Annotated in this window: 15 protein-coding genes; 10 read left to right on the forward strand and 5 right to left on the reverse strand. The window is 52.9% G+C overall.

The annotated features are described in order from the left end of the window. Positions 1–28 precede the first annotated feature (28 nt). The 5 genes from M8013_RS03265 to M8013_RS03285 all read left to right on the forward strand — a co-directional run bounded on the left by M8013_RS03265 (position 29) and on the right by M8013_RS03285 (position 4,483). On the forward strand, positions 29–709 hold the full coding sequence (locus tag M8013_RS03265; protein ID WP_271266405.1) for a heavy metal response regulator transcription factor: 681 nt from the start codon (positions 29–31) through the stop codon (positions 707–709). A gap of 15 nt (positions 710–724) precedes the next feature. Beyond that, the gene (locus M8013_RS03270) at positions 725–2,134 is read left to right on the forward strand and encodes a heavy metal sensor histidine kinase (protein ID WP_271266406.1); all 1,410 of its coding nucleotides are present in this window, start codon (positions 725–727) and stop codon (positions 2,132–2,134) included. Between the two features lie 62 nt (positions 2,135–2,196). Beyond that, on the forward strand, positions 2,197–2,676 hold the full coding sequence (locus M8013_RS03275; RefSeq protein ID WP_271266407.1) for a (R)-mandelonitrile lyase: 480 nt from the start codon (positions 2,197–2,199) through the stop codon (positions 2,674–2,676). Further along, complete coding sequence (locus M8013_RS03280) at positions 2,654–3,415, forward strand: carboxymuconolactone decarboxylase family protein (protein WP_271266408.1); 762 nt, start codon at positions 2,654–2,656, stop codon at positions 3,413–3,415. Before M8013_RS03275 ends, M8013_RS03280 begins: the two co-directional genes overlap by 23 nt. Before the next feature lie 12 nt (positions 3,416–3,427). Then, positions 3,428–4,483, forward strand: a complete 1,056-nt coding sequence (locus M8013_RS03285) for an alpha/beta hydrolase (RefSeq protein ID WP_271266409.1) — start codon at positions 3,428–3,430, stop codon at positions 4,481–4,483. A 122-nt stretch (positions 4,484–4,605) separates the two neighbouring features. On the opposite strand, the gene M8013_RS03290 is transcribed toward M8013_RS03285, so the two are convergent. The 3 genes from M8013_RS03290 to M8013_RS03300 all read right to left on the reverse strand — a co-directional run bounded on the left by M8013_RS03290 (position 4,606) and on the right by M8013_RS03300 (position 7,516). After that, positions 4,606–5,325 carry a FadR/GntR family transcriptional regulator gene (locus tag M8013_RS03290; RefSeq protein WP_271266410.1) on the reverse strand — a complete coding sequence of 240 codons (720 nt, stop codon included), beginning with the start codon at positions 5,323–5,325 and terminating at the stop codon, positions 4,606–4,608. Positions 5,326–5,405: 80 nt separating this feature from the next. Then, a complete protein-coding gene (locus M8013_RS03295; RefSeq protein WP_271266411.1) occupies positions 5,406–6,692 on the reverse strand; it encodes an MFS transporter in 1,287 nt (428 codons plus the stop codon). A 56-nt stretch (positions 6,693–6,748) separates the two neighbouring features. Continuing rightward, positions 6,749–7,516: an SDR family oxidoreductase gene (locus tag M8013_RS03300; RefSeq protein ID WP_271266412.1), complete on the reverse strand. Its 768-nt coding sequence runs from the start codon at positions 7,514–7,516 to the stop codon at positions 6,749–6,751. A 337-nt stretch (positions 7,517–7,853) separates the two neighbouring features. Between M8013_RS03300 and M8013_RS03305 the strand changes: the two genes are divergently transcribed. Next, positions 7,854–9,107 (forward strand): enolase C-terminal domain-like protein, encoded by a 1,254-nt coding sequence (locus M8013_RS03305; protein ID WP_271266413.1) that lies wholly within the window; start codon positions 7,854–7,856, stop codon positions 9,105–9,107. A 422-nt stretch (positions 9,108–9,529) separates the two neighbouring features. Here M8013_RS03305 and M8013_RS03310 read toward each other — a convergent pair whose 3' ends face one another. After that, positions 9,530–10,375 carry a GGDEF domain-containing protein gene (locus M8013_RS03310; protein WP_271266414.1) on the reverse strand — a complete coding sequence of 282 codons (846 nt, stop codon included), beginning with the start codon at positions 10,373–10,375 and terminating at the stop codon, positions 9,530–9,532. A 453-nt stretch (positions 10,376–10,828) separates the two neighbouring features. On the opposite strand from M8013_RS03310, the gene M8013_RS03315 reads away from it, so the two are divergent. Together M8013_RS03315 and M8013_RS03320 are read left to right on the forward strand one after the other, a co-directional pair. Beyond that, positions 10,829–11,680 carry an aldo/keto reductase gene (locus tag M8013_RS03315; RefSeq protein ID WP_271266415.1) on the forward strand — a complete coding sequence of 284 codons (852 nt, stop codon included), beginning with the start codon at positions 10,829–10,831 and terminating at the stop codon, positions 11,678–11,680. Between the two features lie 26 nt (positions 11,681–11,706). Continuing rightward, positions 11,707–12,696 (forward strand): aldo/keto reductase, encoded by a 990-nt coding sequence (locus tag M8013_RS03320; protein WP_271266416.1) that lies wholly within the window; start codon positions 11,707–11,709, stop codon positions 12,694–12,696. Between the two features lie 35 nt (positions 12,697–12,731). On the opposite strand, the gene M8013_RS03325 is transcribed toward M8013_RS03320, so the two are convergent. Next, the gene (locus M8013_RS03325) at positions 12,732–13,625 is read right to left on the reverse strand and encodes a LysR family transcriptional regulator (RefSeq protein ID WP_271266417.1); all 894 of its coding nucleotides are present in this window, start codon (positions 13,623–13,625) and stop codon (positions 12,732–12,734) included. A gap of 151 nt (positions 13,626–13,776) precedes the next feature. Here M8013_RS03325 and M8013_RS03330 point away from each other — a divergent pair, with 151 nt between their 5' ends. Next, entirely contained in the window at positions 13,777–14,028 is a 252-nt protein-coding gene (locus M8013_RS03330; protein WP_271266418.1) for a YdgH/BhsA/McbA family protein, read from the forward strand. A 57-nt stretch (positions 14,029–14,085) separates the two neighbouring features. Next, entirely contained in the window at positions 14,086–14,415 is a 330-nt protein-coding gene (locus M8013_RS03335) for a helix-turn-helix domain-containing protein (RefSeq protein WP_271266419.1), read from the forward strand. Positions 14,416–14,426 lie beyond the last annotated feature (11 nt).

Here is a 14,426-nt window from a genome sequence, read left to right on the forward strand (position 1 = left end):
ACACACAGAGCAGGATGGGACAGACGACATGCGCTTACTTTTAGTCGAAGATGAAGAAAAAACATCGACCTATCTCAGCCGTGCGCTGGGTGAGTCCGGGTTTACGGTCGATGTCTCAGCGAACGGCATAGAAGGCCTGCATTACGCACTGGAGTTCGACTACGACGCGATCGTGCTCGATGTGATGCTGCCGGGCATGGATGGCTACCGGGTGCTGGAAGGCCTGCGGGCCACTAAACAGACCCCGGTGCTGATGCTGTCTGCCCGCGGCTCAGTTGACGAGCGCGTCAAAGGGCTTCGGCTGGGCGCGGATGATTATCTGCCAAAACCGTTCTCGCTGATTGAGCTGGTGGCGCGAATTCAGGCCCTGGTGCGCCGTCGGACAACCGATGGCGCCGATATCACCCAACTGCACATTCACGATCTGCATCTCGATCTGCTGGCTCGCCGGGTATTTCGTACCGGCGCGCGGCTGGAACTGACGGCAAAAGAGTTTTCATTGCTGAGCCTGCTGGCTCGCCATCAGGGGGAGATCCTGTCAAAAATGATGATTGCCGAGCAGATCTGGGACATGAATTTCGACAGTGATGCCAACGTGGTGGAAGTCGCCATTAAACGCCTGCGGGCCAAAGTGGATGCCCCGTTCGACGTGAAATTACTGCATACCGTGCGCGGTATGGGTTACGTCCTCGAAGTGCGGCCCGCATAAGTGAAGGAGACGAGCATGTTCAAGCGCGCCATTTCGGCTCATCTGGCTCTGATGTTTGCCTTATCCGCCCTGCTGATTGTTTCCGTCATCGGCATTCTGCTGCGTAGCTCCCTGCATGACTCGCTGCAAAAGCAGATGCACAACGAACTGCTGTTTCGGGAAGCGTTGATGAGCCCGTGGATCACCGCGCGAACCTCGGCCGAGGGCTGGTCGGTGCTGGCCAATAAATTCACCGTATTAACCAACTCTGAAGGCGAGCGGGTTCGCTACTGGATCGTGAGCGATAACCCCGCGTTCAGCGTAGGCGGAACGCCACCGGTCGGGGTTCAGTGGTCGGCGTTGCAGGAAGGCTTTAACAAAGTGCCCGGCGCATCGGACGGCGCATGTGCCCTTTTCCTGCTGGTGAAAACGATCCCCGCGAACGGCGAAAGGCCGGCGCTGCGCTACGTGGTGGCGATCGATTCCACGCCCTACATGGGCACGCTGGAAGCGTTCACCCGTACCCTGCTGATTATTGTCGCGCTGGGGGTATTTATCGTCGCGCTGCTGGGCTACGTGGTTTCACGCATCGGCCTGCGTCCGGTGGTCGCGCTGAGTAAACAGGCGCAGCATCTTGCCCCGGGCGATCAAGCCCAGCGCCTGGACACCACCGCCTTACCGCAAGAATTACAGCAGCTTGCCTCATCCTTTAACGGCGTGCTGGAGCGCCAGCAGGTCGCCTGGCGGCAGCTCGAAAGCTTTAACGCCGACGTGGCCCATGAACTGCGTACCCCGCTGACCAACCTGATTGGGCAGACGCAGCTCGGGCTGTCGCGCCGACGCTCATATGAAGAGCTGGAAGAGCTACTGGGCTCTAATCTCGAAGAGCTGGAGCGCATGACCTCGATCGTCAACGACATGCTGTTCCTGTCCCATGCCCACGCGGGTGAACATGCCTCCCAGCTGACGCGGGTCTCCCTGCGCGAAGAGACGCTCAAAACGGCGGAATATGTCGAGCCTTCGTTGGCGGAAAAACAGCTGTCGCTGGACGTCGAAGGTGATGTGTCAGCTTACATTGATCGCCGGTTGTTCCACCGCTCTCTCGCCAACTTACTCGAAAACAGCGCCAGGCATTCGCTAGCCAACAGCACCATTACCGTACGCTTAAGCCAAAAGAACAATCAGGCCTGCGTGGAGGTATCGAACCCAGGCGACCCCATTGCACCGGGGCATTTGCATCGGCTGTTTGAACGCTTTTATCGGGTGGATTCGTCACGCGCGAAAAGCGATACCCATCACGGGCTGGGGCTGTCGATCGTCCGTGCCGTCGCCATTATGCACCGGGGCGATGTCTTTGCGCGCAGCGAGAAAGGTATCAACACCTTTGGCCTGACGTTCGCATTATCTGAGCAAACTGACACCATTGTCAGGGGATCGTCAGCCTGACGACATCCTCCCCTCTTTAGAATCATGCAGGCCTTCCCCTTTTAACGATAAGGACGCTTTGCATGATTCGACATTTACGTTACCTCGGGCTGTTACTGCCCCTCTTTACCTTTTCCAGCTGGGCTGCGGAGCAACCTGCCGCCGTCCATATCGCCCCCGCCGGCAGCCAGAACGCGGTGAACGGGCCTGCGGAGAATTTTACCGGGCGTGTCCGGGTTGATCCGCTGTTCAGGGCGGATAACGACATTGCGGTGTCAGGTGCCTACGTCACCTTTGAGCCAGGGGCGCGTTCCGCCTGGCATACGCACCCGGCAGGTCAGCGGCTGATTGTGACGGCCGGCGTGGGGCTGACGCAGCAGGAAGGCCAGCCGGTACAGACGATTCGCACAGGCGATGTTGTTTCGTGCCCTGCCGGGGTTAAACACTGGCACGGCGCAGCACCGGGCAGCGCCATGACTCATCTGGCCATTACCGGCAATGTGGATGGCAAAAACGTGGACTGGATGGAGAAAGTGACAGATGAACAATACCACGCCCATTAAGGCACTCACTGCAGCGGTACTGCTGACCCTGGGGCTGAGTGTCGCGGCACAGGCGGTACCCACACCGAAAGAGGCCACACAGATGAGGACACACAGCGTTTCAGAAACATTATCAGCACGCCAGCAGGCGATCCCGCTGATTGCGGCATCGATGGCCAGCAGCCAGATGGATAAGCTGAATGCCGCGCTAAATCAGGGTCTGGATGCCGGACTCACGATCAACGAAACGAAAGAAATTCTGGTCCAGCTGTATGCCTATACCGGCTTCCCGCGCAGCCTGAATGCGCTGAATGAGCTGATGAAGGTGGTTGAGGCGCGCAAGCAACGCGGTATTCAGGACCTGGAGGGCAAAGAACCCACCCGCCCGATCCCCGTTGGGGATGAACTGCGCCGCGTGGGCACCGAAAATCAGACCACCCTCTCTGGCGCCCCCGTAAAGGGGCAGCTGTTTGATTTTGCTCCGGTGATTAATCAGTTCCTGCAAACGCATCTGTTCGGCGATATTTTTGCCCGCGATAACCTCGACTGGCAAAGCCGCGAGCTGGCCACGGTGGGCGCACTCGCCGCCACGCCGGGCGTGGAATCTCAGCTGCTGTCGCATATGCGCGCCAGCCTGCGGGTCGGGCTGACGGCGGCGCAGCTGCGCCAGCTGGCACAGGTTCTGCGTGATGGGGGTGACAATGAGGCCGCCACGCGGGCAGACAGCGCGCTGCAACAGGCACTGGCCGCACATCAATAAAGGAGAAAGAGCGTGAAAATACTGTTAAAAACGTTGGCGCTGTGCGTGATGGCGGGCAGCATGGTGGCGCAGGCCGAGCCCCTGGTGATTCAGGAACAGGGCAGCTTTTCGGCTGGCGGGACGGTAATCACCGCCGCAGGCACCTTCGATGCCAAAAAGCCGCTGGAGCCTGCCGGGCAAACGTATCACGGCGATCATGCTTCTGTGTTCTATCAAATCCCGGAAAATCCCCACACATACCCAATCGTCATGCTGCACGGCGCGGGCCAGTCCTCCCGCACCTGGCAGACAACGCCAGACGGTCGTGAAGGCTTCCAGAACATCTTCCTGCGACGCGGGTTCTCAACTTATGTTGTCGATCAACCCCGGCGCGGCGCTGCGGGTCGCAGTACGGTTGATGCAACCCTAACGGCAAAAGCCGATGAGCAGCTGTGGTTCAACCAGTTCCGCGTCGGTGTCTGGCCGGATTATTTTAAAGACGTGCAGTTCTCACACGATAAAGCGGCGTTGAATCAGTACTTCCGCCAGATGACGCCGAACACCGGGCCCTTCGATCTCAACGTGATTTCGGACGCCATGTCGGCGGTGGTGGATAAATCCGGCCCGGCGATCCTTTTCACCCACTCTCAGGGCGGCGGACCGGGGTGGTACACGGCAATCAAAAACGACAAGGTGAAAGCCATCGTCGCCTTCGAGCCGGGCAGCGGCTTTGTCTTCCCACAGGCAGAAATGCCCGCCCCGATGCCCAGCGCGTTCGACACGCTAAAAGGCGAACCGGTTCCGATGGAACAGTTTATGGCGCTGACTAAAATCCCGGTGCTGATTATTTATGGCGATAACATCCCCGATAAGCCGGTCGCTATGCCCGCTCAGGACAGCTGGCGTGTACGCCTGGCGATGGCCCGCGAGTGGCGCGACGTGGTGAACAAACACGGTGGAGATGTGACAGTAACGCATCTGCCGGAGGTCGGGATTAAAGGCAATACTCACTTCCCGTTCTCAGATCTGAATAATGTGCAGGTGGCGGATGTGGTGAGTCAGTTTTTGAAAGAGAAAAAGCTGGAGTAGGAAGCGCGAGTATTGAGCCTTTATTAATGAAGGCTCAATACAGACATCAGTTTTATCAAAGATGATGATTTTTTTCAGGATGGCAGAATATCAACGATTCCTCAGGTAGCCTGTAACGACAGCTATTTTTCCCCGGATGCAACTTTCTCTTTTATTTTTTCTATAGCAACACTATTACCTGACATCGCCTCATTGAGTACTTCGACTGCTGCGCGGGCATCGCGGTTCTTAATCGACATGTATACCTTGATATGAGCTTCCACGCTCTCAAGGGTAATACCCAGCGCACGGTTTAGCTCTTCAAGATAGTAGTAATAGATGTTTTTAATCGAATTCATTACGTTGTAGAAGACGCTATTATGCGATGCTTTAACAATCGCCAGATGGAACTCGTAATCCGCTTCAGAGTATTTTTTATAGTCGCCCTTGTTAATAAGCATCTTGTTCAGCGCTTCTTCAAGCTCGCGAATATCATCATCGGTGGCATGCGTCACCGCCAGTTCCACGCATTTGAACTCTACGGTCTGGCGGAAAATCATCATGTCGTGAAATTCTTCACGGCTGAGATGCATGATGGGGTGGGGATCGTTATTCAACATCTGCGGGGTGAAGTTTTCGCTCACGTAGCTGCCGCTGCCCTGTCGCGTCACCACTATCCCCAGATCACGAAAGCGCTGAACCGCGCTACGTACGCTGACACGGCTAACGCTAAAAGACGAGGTTAGCTCCGCTTCTGAAGGCAAGCGACTCCCCGGGGCCCAACTTCCGTCCAGAAGTTTGCCGCATATCTGATCATAAACTTCATTAACAACATTCTGTTTTTGAATGGATTTTATGGACAAGATGGATATCCGCAGTCAGTTCAGGAACGTTATACAATATAACATTTTTAAGTTCAAAGCGCCCCGAAGGGCGCATGAAGTTAACAAGTTTGTACTTTAGGTTGCGTCGATGCTTTGCTGCTAAACGAAGTGAGTGACGTGATGATGACCGCCAGAACCAGGGAGCTCCCCATAAAGACGTAAGATGCGCCAGGGCCGCCGGTTATTCCATTCAGATAACCCACAATCCATGAGCCGACGAACGAACCCAGTGCGCCGAAACTCACGATAAATGCCATTGCCCCAGCCATGACATTACGCGGGATCATATCGGGTATCGCGGCAAAGAATGGCCCATAAGGAGTATACATCGCCCCCCCAGCAATCATCAGAAGAACATAAGAGAGCCAGAAATTGGATGTACCGACTGTAAATGATCCGATAAAGCAGACGGCACCCAATCCTAAAAATAACAACACAATGATTTTACGGTTAAGAAACTTATCTGAATACCAGGACGCGGCCAGCATAAGTGGAACGGCTAATAAATAAGGTGCTGCTGAGAGCCAGCCCGTTGCGACAATACCCAGTCCTGACGCTGATTTCAAAATAGAAGGTAGCCACATAATGAAACCATACATCCCGATATTCCAGAAGAAGTGAATAAAGGACAGGGACAAAACTTTACCAGAGCGGAATGCTTCGCTGTAATTTTTAATTTCTTTAATATCAGTTTGCTCAGCGGCCAAAGCAGATTCAATATCTTCTTTTTCCTGAGCTGTTAACCATTTTGCATCTTTTGGTCGATCAACAAATACTACCCACCAGATACCTGCCCAGATAATTGCAGGTATGCCCTCAATGATAAACATGCCACGCCAGCCAAAAGCATCCACCAGATAACCTGACAATACCGACATCCAGAGTACTGTGATGGGGTTACCAAGGAAAAGGAAGGTATTTGCTTTGGAACGCTCTTTCTTTGTGAACCAATGACTTAAAAAAACAAGCATTGCAGGCATAACCACACTTTCAGCAACACCAAGCAGGAACCTGATGGCAGCGAGTGTTTTCACATCATGGACCATCCCGGTCGCTGTCGCTAATATCCCCCAAAGTATTAAACTCCAGAAAATAAGCTGTTTTGCACTTCTTTTTTCAGCGTAAATGCCTCCAGGGATCTGAAAGAAAAAATACCCAAGGAAGAACAACGCACCCAGTAACGAAGAAATCCCCGGCGTGATATTGAGATCTTCAGCCAGGCCGGATGCTGCACCAAACCCATAATTTGCACGGTCGAGATAGGCAAGACTATAAGTAATAAATGCCAGTGGAATCAATTTTGTCCAGCGAGCTGGCGCTAATTTTTTTTGAATATTCTGAATCATGATATTTTTCCCGCGTGTGCACTGTCGAGCGTTCTACGAACAGCAGCAGATGTAAATTACAGCACGGCCAGCCAGCCACCATCGACATAAATGATTTGGCCATTAATATAATCTGATGCTTTGGAAGATAAAAAGACAGCAGTGCCGATTAACTCTTCCGGACGACCCCACCGTTGAGAAGGGTTGCTGCTTTTCACCCAGTTGTCGAACTGTTGGTCTTCAATAAGCGCGGTATTCATGTCTGTCTGAATATATCCCGGCCCAATAGCGTTGGTTTGAATATTAAACTGCGCCCACTCCGCAGCCATTGAGCAGGTAAGCATTTTGACGCCGCCCTTTGCCGCAGTATACGGAGCGACGGTTGGTCGTGCGGCCTGGCTGGTAAGCGAGCCGATATTAATAATTTTGCCGCCATTATTGCGCGCAATCATCCTTTTAGCCGCGGCGCGGGAAACCAGAAACGTGCTGGTCAGATTGGTATCGATAACTTTTTGCCAGTTCTCCAGCTCCAGCTCCACCATCGGCTTGCGATACTGAATACCGGCATTATTAATCAGGATATCGACATTGATCCCCTCGGCATCCAGTTTATCAAAAGCCGCCTCAATTGCGTGTTCATCAGTAACGTCGAATGCTACACCTTGTGCGTCATAACCTTTGCTGACCAACGTTTCTACTGACTCTGCCAGCAGCGTATCGCGAATATCATTTAGGATGATACGCGCCCCCGCAGCGGCAAGGCCTTCTGCGTAAGCAAAACCCAGTCCACGTGCGGAGCCTGTTACCAGTGCCGTTTTTCCCGTTAAGTCGAATAATGCGGTCATGTTTTATCCTCATTGATGAAATATGTATGACGACTGTCTTATTCAAGGTTGTATTTTCACCATGATAAAATCAATAATGCGTATATAAATTTGTAGATTGGATCACAAACAACTTTCAAAAACCTCGCACCAAAAACACTCAAAACACTGTATTTAATGCAATTTAATTAATCACCTCAAACAAATTTAGATCGCCATCACAAAATGATTCATACGCCACACTCTGGCAAATAAAGCGTGATATAACACCATCAAGTTGTAGGACAACTTACAAATATTGATGATGTCATGCCTAACATTTTGACTTGTCATAAATTCCCTGAATTGAGGAGTGAACGTGAGTAACCTGAAAATCACTAACGTAAAAACGATTCTGACGGCGCCCGGCGGCATTGATTTGGCGGTCGTTAAAATTGAAACCAATGAACCAGGGCTGTATGGACTGGGATGCGCAACGTTTACCCAACGTATCTTTGCGGTACAAAGCGCGATCGATGAGTACATGGCACCTTTTCTTATAGGCAAGGATCCGTCCCGTATTGAGGACATCTGGCAGTCGGGAGCGGTGAGCGGTTACTGGCGTAATGGCCCGATCATGAACAATGCGTTGTCCGGCGTGGATATGGCACTGTGGGATATCAAAGGTAAGCTGGCGGGGATGCCGGTTTATGAACTCCTGGGCGGCAAATGCCGCGATGGTATCCCACTGTACTGCCACACCGATGGCGGCGATGAAGTGGAAGTGGAAGATAACATCCGCGCCAGAATGGAAGAAGGCTACCAGTATGTTCGCTGCCAGATGGGGATGTATGGTGGTGCGGGGACCGACGACCTGAAACTGATCGCCACACATCTTGCGCGTGCGAAGAATATCCAGCCGAAACGTTCACCGCGAAGCAAAACACCCGGGATCTACTTTGACCCGGATGCCTACGCAAAGAGCGTCCCGCGTCTGTTCGACCATCTACGTAACAAGCTCGGCTTTGGTATCGAATTTATCCATGATGTGCATGAGCGCGTCACCCCGGTGACCGCCATTAACCTGGCAAAAACGCTTGAACAGTATCAGCTTTTTTATCTTGAAGACCCTGTCGCGCCGGAAAATATCGACTGGCTGAAAATGTTGCGCCAACAGTCTTCCACGCCAATTTCCATGGGTGAATTGTTTGTGAACGTGAATGAGTGGAAGCCACTCATCGACAACAAACTGATCGACTACATTCGTTGTCATGTGAGCACCATCGGTGGCATTACACCGGCCAGGAAACTCGCCGTTTACAGCGAACTGAACGGTGTGCGTACCGCATGGCACGGACCTGGCGATATTTCACCGGTTGGCGTCTGCGCCAATATGCATCTTGATTTGAGCTCACCTAACTTTGGTATTCAGGAATACACCCCCATGAACGATGCGCTGCGCGATGTTTTCCCGGGGTGCCCGGAGATAGACCGCGGCTATGCTTATCTGAACGATAAGCCGGGCCTGGGTATCGATCTTGATGAGGCCGAAGCGGCAAAATATCCGTGCGAGGGTGGGATACCATCCTGGACAATGGCACGAACGCCTGACGGTACGGCATCAAGACCGTAAAAGAAGATTAAAGTTTCTCTCGAATAGGCTCTTACATTTCAAGGCCCGCTCCTGGCACGGGGCGGGCTGACTGACTGGGCAGAGGGTCCGATCTGAGCATAAAGCGAACTTTACCCCGAGTTCAATTGACGCGGGCATTGCCTCTGAAGGTAAGGCTTTTTCATCACGGCGCACAGGAGGGTTTATGGGCTGCACATCAATAAAAAATCGCTGTGTCACATAAAAAAACGGCAGGGTGACATCTCATCCCTGCCGTCGAATCGAATAGCTTAATTTTTCAGCGATTATAGAGAGTTTTTTTGTGATGTAAATCACATTTTTATCTAATACAAAACTCTCCGCTTACTCTATTCCTGTGTATTTTACGACTGACACTGAAAGGCCGGAAATAACCTTAATGTCAGGAGGATATCTGAACAGGGTTAAGATACAGACCTTTCATTGCCGGCCAACTCAATTCTGTTTCGTCCGTTTTCCTTTGCCCGGTAGAGCGCCATGTCGGTTTTTTTCATTAACGACTGCTGGCTTTCTCCAACTTTCCGGAAAGCAACCCCGATACTGACGGAGATACCCTGACCATCATCCAGTCTGATGTTCCGGGCATTCCTGCAGATGGATTCTGCATAGCGAATCACCTCATATCGGGAAAGCCCCTCGCCGATTACCGCAAATTCCTCGCCACCGATACGGAAAACTTTCAGTGCAGGCCCACTGATATCCGCCAGCTGTCCGCCGAATCTGGACAAAACCCCATCACCGGCATCATGTCCCCACCGGTCATTGATGTGCTTAAAAAAATCAATATCGATGATCATCATGGAAAGCTGTGTACTGGTCGTGCTGCTGAGGGTTTCCACAAAATAACGCCGATTCGGAAGCCGGGTGAGTTCATCATGCAGGGCGCTGGTCTGCGCCACGGAAAAACGTGAATTCATCCGCATGATGATGCAATAGACGCTAATAACGGTGAGAAGCATTCCGGACAGCTTTAACACATCCTCGCAGAAGTAGCCCACCCATCGCGGTTGACTGACTATTTCATCCAGCACATCGAATGCGCCTGCAGCGATCCAGAGTATGAGGCCGTTAATCGCTCCGCTCAGAGGACGTCCGTCAACGAAAACACAGGCAACATTCCACAAGGTAAAAATCAGGAGCAGCAGGAAGAAGAGATCAATATATAACCCCGGACTGAACATGATTTCACGGAAGGTGCCCAGTGGGGAACCTGCGCTGATGGCCACAATGCCAGCAGTGGTGAGTGCCATGCAGGCCCGGAGTATAACCGCCACCCTGAAGCGAACGGATGAAGACTGCAGCATATTGAATTTCCGTAGTGGTGGATGATGTTTAAAACCAGGCTCCATAGAGACGGTGTTTTCGTGTGTCAGTTTGACGCACCACACCGGACAGGCTCGCTGCGATCGGGACGGTTGTCAGGGAAACAGGTAACTCAAAAGTACCTCTGTCAGTTAGAGGCGTAAACCCATGATTACCGAAATATTGTCACACCCGGACGACCTCTTTAGTTACCAGAACGGGTAACAAAGGAAGTCGGTTCCCTCCGCCTTCTTGCCGGGTTTTAACTCACAGCACAAAGCCGACCGTCACTCCCTTTAAATTAATGAACCCACCTAATAAACCCTAGCGAATTACCCCCTCTAATCAAATAAATCCTTCTGCGTTATGCTTTTCCCACACAACAGCTGAAGGATAACCTCATGCAAACGGTAAAACTGAACAACGGTATCGACATGCCCCTACTGGGCTTTGGTGTTTTTCAGATGACGGATGCCGCCGAGTGCGAGCGCGCCGTGATTGATGCCATCAAGACGGGTTATCGCCTGATTGATACCGCCGCCTCCTACCTGAACGAAACCCAGGTCGGGAACGCGCTGAAACAGAGCGGTATCGCACGTAATGAACTGTTTGTGACCACCAAACTGTGGCTGCAGGATACGAGCTACGAGGGTGCGAAAGCGCAGTTCGAGCGTTCATTGAACCGCCTGCAGCTGGACTATGTTGACCTGTATCTGATCCACCAGCCTTACGGTGATGTCCACGGTGCCTGGCGTGCCATGGAAGAGCTGCAGCAGGCCGGCAAAATTCGCGCGATTGGCGTCAGTAACTTCCACCCTGACAGACTGGCCGACCTTATCGCCTTCAACAAAGTGGCCCCTGCGGTAAACCAGATTGAGGTCAATCCCTTCAACCAGCAGCTGCATGCCGTGCCGTGGATGAAAAGCCGGGGCATTCAGCCAGAAGCCTGGGCCCCCTTTGCAGAAGGTAAAAACGGGCTGTTCCAGCATCATGAATTAACCGCGATCGGGCAAAAATACGGCAAGAGCGTCGGCCAGGTTGTTCTGCGCTGGATCTTCCAGCGCGGCATCGTGTCGCTGGCAAAATCGGTGCGTAAAGAACGGATGGAAGAGAACATTAACATTCTCGATTTCTCGCTTTCGGCAGACGATATGCAGCAGATTACCGCGATTGATACCGCCACCAGCGCCTTCTTCTCGCATCGCGATCCGGCCAGAGTGGAATGGCTGGCGGGCCGCAAACTCGACGTGTAAGCCACGACCAAAGAGGAACTCATCAGATGCAAAAACGTTATCTGGGTACATCCGGGCTCGAAGTCTCGGCGCTTGGACTTGGCTGCATGGGGCTGAGCCACGGCTACGGCCCGGCGACAGAGACCCGCCAGGCTGTCGAACTGATTCGTGCCGCAGTTGAACGTGGCGTGACCTTCTTCGATACCGCCGAAGTGTATGGCCCGTTTATCAATGAAGAGGTTGTCGGTGAGGCGTTAAAACCGTTTCGCGACCGCGTGGTGATTGCCACCAAATTTGGGTTTACCTTCGGTGCGGACAACAAGCAGCAGGTACTGAACAGCCGCCCGGAGCATATTCGCGAGGCCGTTGAGGGATCGTTGCGCCGCCTTAAAACAGACGTGATTGATCTGCTGTATCAACACCGTGTCGATCCCGACGTCCCCATTGAGGATGTTGCCGGGACGGTGAAAGACCTGATTGCGGAAGGTAAGGTTAAACATTTCGGTCTTTCCGAAGCGGGTGCGCAAACCATTCGCCGTGCGCATGCCGTACAGCCGGTGGCCGCCCTGCAAAGCGAATATTCCCTGTGGTGGCGCGAGCCTGAACAGGCGATCCTGCCGCTGCTGGAGGAGCTGGGCATTGGTTTTGTGCCCTTCAGCCCGCTGGGCAAAGGCTTCCTGACCGGATCGATTACCTCCGGCACCACTTTTGGCGCGGATGATTATCGCCGTTCGGTGCCGCGTTTCGCCGCACAGGCGATTGCCGCCAATGAAAAGCTGGTGGCGTTGCTGGGTGAACTGGCTGCCGGGAAAGGGGTGACCTCTGCGCAAATCGCGCTGGCATGGTTGCTGGCACAAAAACCGTGGATCGTGCCTATCCCGGGGACCACCAAACTGCACCGGCTCGAGGAAAACCTGGGCGCCGCAGATATTGTCCTTTCACAGGATGATTTACTGCAGGTCACTCAGGCGCTGGAAACGGTGAAAATCGTCGGCGATCGTTACTCGCCTGAGCACCAGGCGCGCGTAGGCCGTTAACGTGCAAGCGGGTCTGCGATGAGATCGTGGACCTGCTATTCCGGGCAGCGAAGCGCTTCGATCATCAGCGCGAACGCGTGGGGATGCTGCTTGCGGCTGGGATAATAGAGGTAGTATCCGGGGAATGTCGGGCACCAGTCCTGCAGAACCTGAATAAGCTCTCCTGACTTTATATAATCCAGGACTCTGTCCTCCGGGATACAGGCGATGCCAAAACTGGATAAAGCCGCATCAATCCTTTCCGCCTGCAGATTAAACGTCACCTGCCCTTCAACCCTGACCCGTAGCGGCTTCCCTTCCCTCTCAAACTCCCAGTGATAAACGCCACCGGCAGTCGGCAAGCGCATATTGATGCACCGATGATGTTGTAGTGCGTGTGGCGTTTCAGGAACCGGATTGAGGGCAAAATAGTCTGGCGATCCCACCACCGCCATCCGCATATCCGGCCCAATCCTGACGGCGATCATGTCCTTATCCACGCTTTCGCCCAGGCGGATCCCGGCATCGAAACGCCCCTCAACAATGTCGACAAAGCCGTTATCGACCACCAGTTCGACCGTGATTTCCGGGTATTGTCTGAGGAAGGGTTTTAGCTTCGGCCAGACCTGACTTCGCGCAGCATGCTCGCCCGCAGATAACCGGATATTACCGGAAGCGGTGCCATTCAGTTGCACAACCGACGCCAGCTCCTGCTCAAGATCGGCAAAGCGCGGTTCAAGGCAGGCAATGATCCTCTCGCCCGCTTCTGTGGGGGCAACGCTGCGGGTGGTACGGGTCAAAAGACGGATGTTTAACCGTTCTTCCAGCGCTTTCATGGCATGGCTAAGCGCCGACTGGGACACACCCAGCTTGCCTGCCGCTTTGGTAAAACTCCGCTCCCTGGCTACCACCAGAAAGATCTGCAGTTCATTGAAGTTTTCTTTAAGCATGGGCTGTTTCCTATTTAGCGCCGTTACTGACAATGCTGTCATATCGCCGTCAGTCTGCTGACAGGCGGGATCGGTATAGTGCCAGATAAGGTCATGGCGAAGCATCCATGGCGGACACAACCTGATGCCGATATTTAGAGAGGTAAACAACATGAAAGCAACACTCGCAACGGTCCTTTTCATGGGGTTCATGACGGTGAATGCCGCATCTGCTGCCGAACACACTAACGATACCGATGGCAAAGAGAAAATCGGCGTGGTATCCGCCAGCAATGCTTACACGCTGAATGAATTATCGAACGACCTGTCTCGCAAGGCCGCGGAACAAGGGGCCACCAGCTACAAAATACTGTCGGCTACCGGTAAGAATCGCCTGCACGGTGTGGCAGAAATCTATAAATAAACCGTTATTGTCCTGTCGGGGATGATGTCATAACCCTTTCATAATGAGCGTCAATTTATGTTAAGAACAGAAGGCATCATCGATGAGATAACGTTATGGATAGATTCGAACTTACATAAACCGCTGAAGATCGAGGATGTCGCAGCCAGGGCGGGCTACTCTAAGTGGCATCTTCAGCGGCTTTTTATGCAGGTTAAAGCCGTGAGTCTGGGTAAATATATTCGCGATAAAAAGCTAAGGCTGGCAGCGAGAGACCTGGTCGAGACTAATGAGTCGATTATGGATATCGCCTGTAAATACGGATTTGACTCTCAGCAGACGTTTACCCGGGTGTTTTCAAATAATTATCAGTTGCCGCCGTTGCGATATCGCAATGTTAAGCGGTGAAAGGTAGCACC

This window comes from Silvania confinis, from assembly GCF_025564085.1.
GTDB classification, from domain to species: Bacteria; Pseudomonadota; Gammaproteobacteria; order Enterobacterales; family Enterobacteriaceae; genus Enterobacter; species Enterobacter confinis.